This is a genomic window from Dyadobacter sp., from assembly GCF_051859145.1.
Lineage (GTDB): Bacteria > Bacteroidota > Bacteroidia > Cytophagales > Spirosomataceae > Dyadobacter.
In genome coordinates, this window is record NZ_JBHYGF010000160.1 from 1 (window position 1) to 8,625 (window position 8,625).

Sequence of the window (8,625 nt, forward strand, 5' to 3'; positions counted from 1 at the left end):
ACTGGTATATATACAGGATTGTGTTGGCATTAACTGTGGGGGCGGATGGATTCGAACCACCGTAGGCATACACCAGCAGATTTACAGTCTGCCCCATTTGGCCACTCTGGTACACCCCCGTACATCATTTCAACACTACCGCGAAACCGTTTGTTTCACTTTTTGGAGTCGCAAAATTATGGCCTTTTCTTAAATTCTCAAATTCTTTCGAAAAAAAAATAAATAAAAATACGGGCTAAATCGAAAATCGTCGATTTTAGCCCGTAATGGCCTTTTTTCGGTTTAAAATAGTCTTACACCAAAGCTCAGCATCCGTATCGCGGGCCCTCTGTTTTGCTCATACAGATAGTTTAAATCATAGTTGACGAAAAGGTCAGGAAATTTCCGGATGCCAATTTCAGCTGCCAATCCGTATTTCAGATCTTCGATGTAAAAGTTTTTACGAACATGATCTACATCCTTACTCCCAACTCTTCGCAACTTTGTATAACTGCCAAGACGGTATCCGCCATATACGCCCGCACTCAGATAGGAAATAAACGAGCGTGAAAAACTGACAGTCGGCATAATGGACAGGCTTACATAAGGTACAACAAGCTTACTCTTTTTCATCTCGATTTCTTTGCCTTCTTCCATTACCGGCAAAAACTCAACCCTATCAATGCCTTTAACCGCAGTATTGTTGCTATCAAACATGAGGTTGTACCACGAGAAGTCTGCTCCAAAATCCAAGTGAAATCCTGCATGCTTTCCCTTCGCCAGTGTAGCGCTCGCAACATAACCCAGACTGATAAAGCGCGAGCCAAAAGGCTTTAATTCATAACTCACCTTGTTGTAACCCGGCGTACTTTCATTGGTGCCGTAGGTATTAAGACCAACAGCAACATTGAATCCTTTTCTCGGACTGGTGCCCCAGCTAGGTCTGTAAAAGCGCTTACCAGTCCTCCTGTATGCTGACTCGGTAGATACTTCCTGATCACCATCTCTTACCTCAACTCCTTTGCCATCAATGGTAACCCTGGTATCGCCATCCTTCACGTGAATACCGCGCAAACCAATCCTTACATAATCCTTTTCTTCTTTGTCAGCAGGATCTTTGAGATAATTAACCCCATTGAATTCTTCCCTTAAAAAAGTCGTATCTGCATCTGTGCTGTCTAAACGCACCTTTAAATCTTTCAGCAATGCATTGAGATCGTACTTCATGATCTTTTCCAACTCCCTTCGGTTTTCACCATAGATGATCAGCCGGGTTTTGTTTCCGAATGTTACGATGATGGAGTCCTTTTCCGATATATCCTTCCATTCATTACTTCTTGCAAATACTCCAGAAGAGATGAATAGAAAAAGCATTGTGAGCGAGGCAACTATTTTATTTTTCATGGCTAACAGATTACAATTTTGTTCTGGGGTTCTGATACTTTTCTGTTTTTTCTTCTTTGTTACGTAGCCGATCGTCAACTTTCGCGACCAGCGTTTTTGGATTAAACCCAACTTCATCCCAGTCGACTCTTTCGCCAGCTCTCGCATTTTTTAACTGGCGAAATACTTTCGAAAATTTTGAAGCTTTGGGTTTGTCTTCGTCATGCTCCTGTTCTGATTCAACAGCCACAACAATTGTCCGTGTAGGCTCTGCTTCCAGGCTCGCGATTGCCGGCGTACTTATCTGCGGACTTACTGATTTCATATTGACAGGCTCAGGAATGTCGCGCATTAATGGAGTTTCATTCAGAGCATGCTCTTCCCTAGGTTGAACAACTTTCAACTTTGGCAGATCCTGCTTTTTGTTGCCAACTGAGTTATCAGCGAGATCTGGCTGCACCATTTCCGATTTCAAATTTGATTTTGCAGGTAAAACCTTCTTATAAATCCTTTCCTCGGGCACTACGGCAATTTGGCGTTCGGTATCAGCTGCATTCTCCATTGCTTTTTCCGGTAAGGAATTGGTTGGCTGCTGCGGTTTAATCACCTCTTGCCTGCTGCTGATCGCCTTTTCAGTTGTCGACGGATTATTTTGCAGAACCAAGTATCCGCCGATAGCTCCTATCAGTACACTTGCCGCCGCGTACCTTACCCAGCCAATAACTCTCGGTTTTGGTTGTTGCTTTTCCTGAATTCTCGCCCAGGCATTTGCCGAAGGTTCTTTCTGTAAATCAGTCAGCTTGCGTTTGAAAAGATCATCAACAGGATGCTTTTTCATAGTCTACTTTTTTTTTAAATTCATTCTCACACTCCAATACCATTTTCTGTAACAAGGCTCTTGCTCTATGCAACTGCGACTTCGAAGTACTTTCGGAAATGCCTAACATTTCTGCGATTTCAATGTGGGCATAACCTTCAATTGCATATAAGTTGAAAACTGTTCGGTAACCTGCCGGCAGGCGCTCGATCAATTCCAATAATTCCTGTGCTTCCAGATTTTGATCAGCCTGAATGTAATCGGGGATATTATGCGCCTCGTCGGATAGATTATCTTCCAGTACTCTCTTTTGTTTCCTTAGATAACCCAGCGACTCATTAACCATTATCCGGCGGATCCAGCCTTCAAAACTCCCGTCACTATTGAACTGATCAATTTTCCCGAATATTTTCAAAAAACCCTCCACCATCACGTCCTCGGCAGCCATTTCATCACATATATAGCGGAAGCATAAACCCAGCATGCGCGTGCTGTATTTATGGTAAACCTGTTGCTGCGCCTTGGGATCTTCCCTTTTAAGTGCTTTAACAAGTTGTGCTTCCTGGCTAAATAGTGCTAAAATTTTACCCATTTTAACTGGTGGTTTCAATAGCAAGATGCTCATTCCTCCCGACGAGGTTGCACGTGCCGAATAACTTTTTCTGAATTTTTATAAAAAATATTCAGTCAGCTTCTTATAGCTTTGGCGCATTGATCTACTTCATTGTTTTCATATGCTAGACTCAGCTGCACCGATAGGAATTTTTGATAGCGGAATCGGCGGAATGACCGTCGCCAGCGCAGTTACCAGACTCTTACCTCAGGAAAACACCATTTATTTCGGGGATACAGCGCATCTTCCCTACGGCGACAAGTCAACCGCTGCAATCCAGGCATATTCCATCAAAATCTGCAATATGCTGCTGCAGCAAAACTGCAAGTTGATCCTGATTGCCTGTAATTCTGCGTCTGCGGCAGCTTATGAGCTGGTACGCGAATATGTTGGTAGCAAAGCCAAAGTCTTGAATGTAATTGATCCGGTGGTTGACTATATAAAAGAACATTATGATGGCAAGACCATTGGACTGATCGGGACCAAGCAGACTGTATCTTCCAATGTATACAAGAAAAAAGTGGATGCAATTGGCAAAAACATTTATTTAAAATCACTCGCAACACCACTGCTGGCCCCAATGATTGAAGAAGGTTTCTTCGACAATACGATCAGCGAAAGCATTGTTGCCAGCTACTTGTCTGATCCCGCTATTTCTTCCATTGAAGCTTTGATACTGGGTTGTACGCACTACCCGCTGATCAAAAATCAGATCAGTAAATTTTATGGGAATGAAGTAGAGATTCTCGATACCTCTGAAATCGTGGCACATTCCCTGCGGGCGTGGCTGGAACAGCATTATCTTGTTAATGAAAAGGGAAGCGGAAATCGTCAGTTCTACGTGTCCGACTACACTTTGTCTTTCGAACAATCAACTTCCATATTCTTCGGTAAACAGATCCAATTAGAACACTATCCGCTTTGGGAATAATCTTTATCGATAAATCAGCCGAACAGGACCAAGCAGACCTGACGGCATCGGTTCCCAGCTCTTTGCGTCAAACTTCTTGTAAGTAATGTCAACGATATTGATGTCCTGGAATTTTTTCCAATCAGGTTGCTGCGTATCCCGGAGACGCATGTAGTTAGCTGAGAGATTAGTTACCTCGATGTCGAGCACATTATCTTTCGCCTTCAAAACATTTGAAGGGATTGGTGCCAGGAAGGGAACAGACCAGAAAGTACCGAGCTCCTTTCCATTGATCTTCACGCGTGCAGACTCCCGCACATCACCTAAGTCCAATTCGAGTGAGTTACTCTTCAATATCTCAGCTGGCAGATTGAAGGTAACCTGATAGCTTGCTCTTCCAGAAAAATATTCAGCAGAATCAGGTAATGCAGTCCACGAACTGAGTGTTTTCAGTTTCGCAGAAGCTGGTACCGAAGGTTTTCCCTCGATAAAAGTAAAAATCCAATTCCCATTAATGTCAAATATTTGCGCTGGCTTTTCAGATGCAATTTGTAAAGCTGGCTGACTGCCTGCTTCCAGAAAGCAGGACTGCCCTGGCTTCAAGTTGAGGAAGACTTCGGCATTTTCACCAGAACCTCTATGAGCAAGTGCGGCCCGGCCATTCTGAATTGGATCAACTTTATAGAAATTCCCTTTTGCATTTAGCTTGATCCATCCTTCTTGGAAAGTATTGCCAAGATTTGTCACGAAATACACCGGCTGTCCATTCTGACCTTTCTTTCTGATATAGGCCAACCCCTTTTGCGCCATCTCTTCCGGGTCAATGTCGATCTCGCTCAAAAAGCGATTCAATTCTGTTCCAATTTTAACATTTTCAATGCGAGCTAGTAGGGCCGACATTTTCTGGAATTCTGCCTGCTGAGTAGCGTGATCTTGAAAGCCGGTGACGATGGACGGCATTTGCTCTTCAAAAATAATCTTTGCGCCAGCTTCTGCCAGTCGGTGCAATTCAGAGAGTGTCGACTTCGGCATATAAGTACTTGCCGGAATTACAATCGCTTTATACGATGCATTTCCCGATGCTAATGTACCTGACGGGGATATTTTCAATTGTTTTAATTGAAGGTCAGAAACAAAATCAAATGAGTAACCCTCTTTCAATAGCTTTTCTGACAACTTTCCAAAAGGTGACCCGAGCAGCCAGCGGTCTACATGATGCACCTCTAACAAATGCACATCACCCGAAGACTTCGATTTTGTCGCCCATAAATCATGAATAGGGAAATAGACAAGCAGGTCATTATCCGGCTTCGTAGTTTGGAGAATATTTTGGCATTTCTCTATATACTGATTTAATAAAGGGAACTCACGAGCAAAATGAGAAGTGGGGCCGAAGTTGGTTGATGCATAAAAGAGCCAGCCTGGATAGGCTTCATTTTGCGGAGAGTAGGTAGTTCCGTGATAGAAAATGTGATTAATTCCCGCAGCAAACAGTTCGTCTATCTGTGGCTTTAATTGAGATAAAGAAACCTTGAAATGATTGGCGAGCCAGGTTCCGGTTTCTGAGCTGACGAGCTTCTTTCCATTGAAATTAGCTGCTGAGGAAGCAAACTTCATTGCGAGCGGATTGGGTGTTCCAAACTGATCAATGGAATAATCAGGATCAATGCGCACCCCGGGAATGTCAAAGCGGCTGGTACCAAATGATTCTGTTTCCGGAATGTCCGCAGCTGCATACAAATCAAGCAAGTTACCTGGTGAACCGTGCGCCTGGTATCGCGTTATAAACCGATGTTCCCGGCTCCATTTGGTCCAGGGTTCTGCATATCTCTCTAAGAGCAATTCTGCCAAAGTCTGGTGATAATCTATTCTGATCAACGTGCTGTCCACATTGTGCGTCGAGTCGGATAATGCAGGTAGATGTTGTGCCAATGCATACTTCCTCCTTTTTTCAAACTGATCTGCAAAATCATTGGTCCAGTTCGCGCCATAAGCTTCATAGGAATCCATGTACATAGATCGCGGTAATGCATTTAAATTCCTGAATGCAGCTTCAAACCTGGTCAGGTACTGCGTCATCGCGTCCGCATGAAATGGATCCAGAACATATCCCTCCCCTCCGGGGGCAGCTCGCTTTACTTTCTGTCCGGTTGGTTTTACTTCCATCCTGTCATTAACAACAGACATATTCTTCGCCGCCATCTCTGCGCTTACATTCGGCCCACCAAATGGCCAGCCTGTACCGGTGGTCAGATCCACTCCAATGCCGAGCTTCTTTCCTTCTTTCACGGTAAATTGCATTACATCAATCCACTCGGCCGACAGAAATGAAATTGCCTGCTTCTCCTTCCCTTTTACACCATAAATGGGAATAATATGAACCCCACCTACCCCTGAGTTTTTGAAGAATTGAAGTTGTGTCTTGATATCCGGCTTCGTGACCGTGCTACCCATCCACCACCAATATGTCCAGGGCTTAGCCGTAGAAGTGGGTTGCGCCTGTACATTCAGGCTTACAAACACGATCAGTATAAATAGTAGCTTTCGCATAATTACTTTTCTGGTTAAAGGCAATCGACTCAATTTCTACGCAAGTCGAAAAGGATTTTACATTGGCAGAAACAAAAAAAGCGAAACCAAATCGGTCTCGCCTCACAAAATGATATCAGTTCTGCTTAGTGCTGAAATGCCTGCTTCACTCTGGAAGTAACAAACTGCCTTTCTTCTCTCGCTCGTTTGCTGTTTCTGTACCAGAAATATCCAATCCCCGCAACCAGCAGGTAAGGCATTACAAACAGGTACATGATACCCGTGTTTAAACCCACACCTACATTATTCCGGCCATTGCCCATTGAACTCTCTACTGAGCCGCGGCACATTGCACATTGTGCCCACGTATCCGTTCCTAGGGCAACAAACAAAAGTATTAATGTAAAAACGATCAAGAACCTTTTCATACGTAATAGGGACTTATCATAAGGTAAACAATAACTCCGGAAACACTTACATAAAGCCAAATTGGCATAGCCCACTTAACTGCTTTCCGGTGTTGCGGAATGTCATTGGTATAGCCGAAGTAAATGGCACGCAGTACAAACCAAACGACTACTATTGAAAGTACGATATGCGAAATCAGTAAAAAGTAGTACACCGGCCTGAAAAGACCTTGTCCACCGTATGGAGTAGCTTCATTGGATACATGATATAGAATGTAGCACACCAGAAAAACCGCACCCAAGAGAAAAGCAGCTGTCATCGATCTTCTATGACCTGTAACATTCCCCTGTTTGATAAAGTAGAAGCCTGCAATCAGCAAAACGGACGTCAATGTATTAATCATGCCGATTACATGGGGAAGCGTTTTCGTCCAGGTACCTAAATCTATTTTCTGCCGGATCCCAAGTAAAACTGCCACCGCCAAAGGAATTGCGATTGCCAGAATATTAATGATACGCTCGTATTTCGGCTTTTTCTCGATAGTTAAAGTTGCCATATTATTTGGTTACATTGCCTTCATAGGCAAGAATCTTGATTTCGGCCATAAGCCTTTCTATTTCTTCGGGATCAACTCCCTTGTAATATCCTCTGACAAATCCATTCGCGTCTACCAGAATAATCAAGTCCTGAGCACTTTCAAGTTGATCCTTTTGTATGCCCAGCTCCTTTTCAAAAAACGAAGTAGTTTCACTTTCAGGATATGTGAACAATTTCCACTCCTTTCCATTCACCCCAGGCACCTCCGCATTTTGCTTTGCAGCATCCTGAGCTAATGTTAAAACATTGAGTTCCGGAATTTCCGCATGCAACGCGCTTATTCTTTGAAGTTGGGATATCACCAGCTTACAAGTGTCACCGCAGGTTTCTGGCAGATAGTGTATTACAGTAAGCTTACTTCTGAACACTGTCTCTTCCTTTGTAAAAATACGATCAGAAACTTTATGAAACAGGGTATCACCGTTTTGAACTATAATCGTACCGGCATTATTCCGTTCCGGATTGAAGTAAGGCAGATCGTAATGATTGCGTGCGAAGAACTTCAAAAAGATAAAAATCAAAGCCGGTATCACTAATGTTACGATTAGTAATCCGGCTTTGGGAAAATTTTTCATTCGGAATTCTTAACTAAATACGGCTTCAAAAATCGCATTTCCTTCAAGCAGCAGCGCTAAAATAAGCCACATTACAAAGAGGATCGGAACCAGAATTGACCAAATGAGGGATTTGGTTTCATGCTTCAAGTGCATGAATTCTCCCACTATATAGAATGCTTTCACAATTGTCATAATAATGAAGATAGACACCTTCAATACCCCGTGAGGAACTGTGAATGCGATTAAGAACTCTAATGCTGTCAGAATTAACAGGATCCAGAACGTCTTCATAATCGCTTTGCGTTGCTCTGCGCCTGCGTTTGGATCCTGATTATGGATATGATGTGCGTCCGCCATTTTATCTATAAATAATTAAAAATTTTGAAATTAAACCAGATAGAAGAATGTAAACACAAACACCCAAACCAAATCTACAAAGTGCCAGTAAAGACCTACTTTCTCAACCATTTCGTAGCTTCCTCTTTTGTCGTAAAAACCAGTAGCTGCTCGGAAGAAGATCAGAATATTCAAGATCACACCACTGAATACGTGTGTTCCGTGAAATCCTGTAATGAAGAAAAAGAAGTCGGCGAATGCAGGCGGTCCGTATTGGTTCTCGGTCAGGTTGGCCCCAAATATTGTCTTCTCTACCCAGGTTCCGTTCTCGATCACTTTCATTACACTTCCTGTGTCAGTTCCATGGATAAAGTGAGACCATTCCCAAGCCTGGCAGCCAAGGAATGTGAAACCTCCCAGAATTGTCCAAAGCATATATTTTTCAACATTCGCCCTGTCCATTCTATGTCCGGCTTCTACTGCAAGTACCATCGTG

Annotated in this window: 10 protein-coding genes and 1 tRNA gene; 1 reads left to right on the plus strand and 10 read right to left on the minus strand. The window is 43.2% G+C overall.

Annotated features, from left to right (window positions below):
• Positions 1-36 precede the first annotated feature (36 nt).
• The 4 genes from ACTIE6_RS10795 to ACTIE6_RS10810 all read right to left on the minus strand — a co-directional run bounded on the left by ACTIE6_RS10795 (position 37) and on the right by ACTIE6_RS10810 (position 2,771).
• Positions 37-119 (minus strand) — tRNA-Tyr (locus tag ACTIE6_RS10795).
• A 163-nt stretch (positions 120-282) separates the two neighbouring features.
• Positions 283-1,383, minus strand: coding sequence for a hypothetical protein (locus tag ACTIE6_RS10800; protein WP_439556642.1), 1,101 nt, complete (start codon positions 1,381-1,383; stop codon positions 283-285).
• 10 nt (positions 1,384-1,393) lie between these two features.
• Entirely contained in the window at positions 1,394-2,200 is an 807-nt protein-coding gene (locus ACTIE6_RS10805) for a hypothetical protein (protein WP_439556643.1), read from the minus strand.
• Entirely contained in the window at positions 2,181-2,771 is a 591-nt protein-coding gene (locus tag ACTIE6_RS10810) for an RNA polymerase sigma factor (RefSeq protein WP_439556644.1), read from the minus strand. The genes ACTIE6_RS10805 and ACTIE6_RS10810 overlap by 20 nt, the downstream gene beginning before the upstream one ends.
• 142 nt (positions 2,772-2,913) lie before the next feature.
• Here ACTIE6_RS10810 and murI point away from each other — a divergent pair, with 142 nt between their 5' ends.
• Entirely contained in the window at positions 2,914-3,723 is an 810-nt protein-coding gene (gene murI, locus ACTIE6_RS10815) for a glutamate racemase (protein ID WP_439556645.1), read from the plus strand.
• 3 nt (positions 3,724-3,726) lie between these two features.
• Here the strand turns inward: murI and ACTIE6_RS10820 are convergent, their stop codons facing one another.
• The 6 genes from ACTIE6_RS10820 to ACTIE6_RS10845 form a co-directional block, all read right to left on the minus strand.
• The gene (locus tag ACTIE6_RS10820) at positions 3,727-6,252 is read right to left on the minus strand and encodes a glycosyl hydrolase (protein ID WP_439556646.1); all 2,526 of its coding nucleotides are present in this window, start codon (positions 6,250-6,252) and stop codon (positions 3,727-3,729) included.
• 125 nt (positions 6,253-6,377) lie between these two features.
• Positions 6,378-6,659 (minus strand): hypothetical protein, encoded by a 282-nt coding sequence (locus ACTIE6_RS10825; protein WP_439556647.1) that lies wholly within the window; start codon positions 6,657-6,659, stop codon positions 6,378-6,380.
• Positions 6,656-7,195 carry a DUF420 domain-containing protein gene (locus ACTIE6_RS10830; protein WP_439556648.1) on the minus strand — a complete coding sequence of 180 codons (540 nt, stop codon included), beginning with the start codon at positions 7,193-7,195 and terminating at the stop codon, positions 6,656-6,658. Before ACTIE6_RS10830 ends, ACTIE6_RS10825 begins: the two co-directional genes overlap by 4 nt.
• Position 7,196: 1 nt before the next feature.
• Positions 7,197-7,811: a hypothetical protein gene (locus tag ACTIE6_RS10835; RefSeq protein WP_439556649.1), complete on the minus strand. Its 615-nt coding sequence runs from the start codon at positions 7,809-7,811 to the stop codon at positions 7,197-7,199.
• Positions 7,812-7,820: 9 nt separating this feature from the next.
• On the minus strand, positions 7,821-8,150 hold the full coding sequence (locus ACTIE6_RS10840; RefSeq protein ID WP_439556650.1) for a cytochrome C oxidase subunit IV family protein: 330 nt from the start codon (positions 8,148-8,150) through the stop codon (positions 7,821-7,823).
• Positions 8,151-8,180: 30 nt separating this feature from the next.
• Positions 8,181-8,625, minus strand: a 445-nt coding sequence (locus ACTIE6_RS10845) for a cytochrome c oxidase subunit 3 (RefSeq protein WP_439556651.1), incomplete at its 5' end; no start/stop codon positions are given.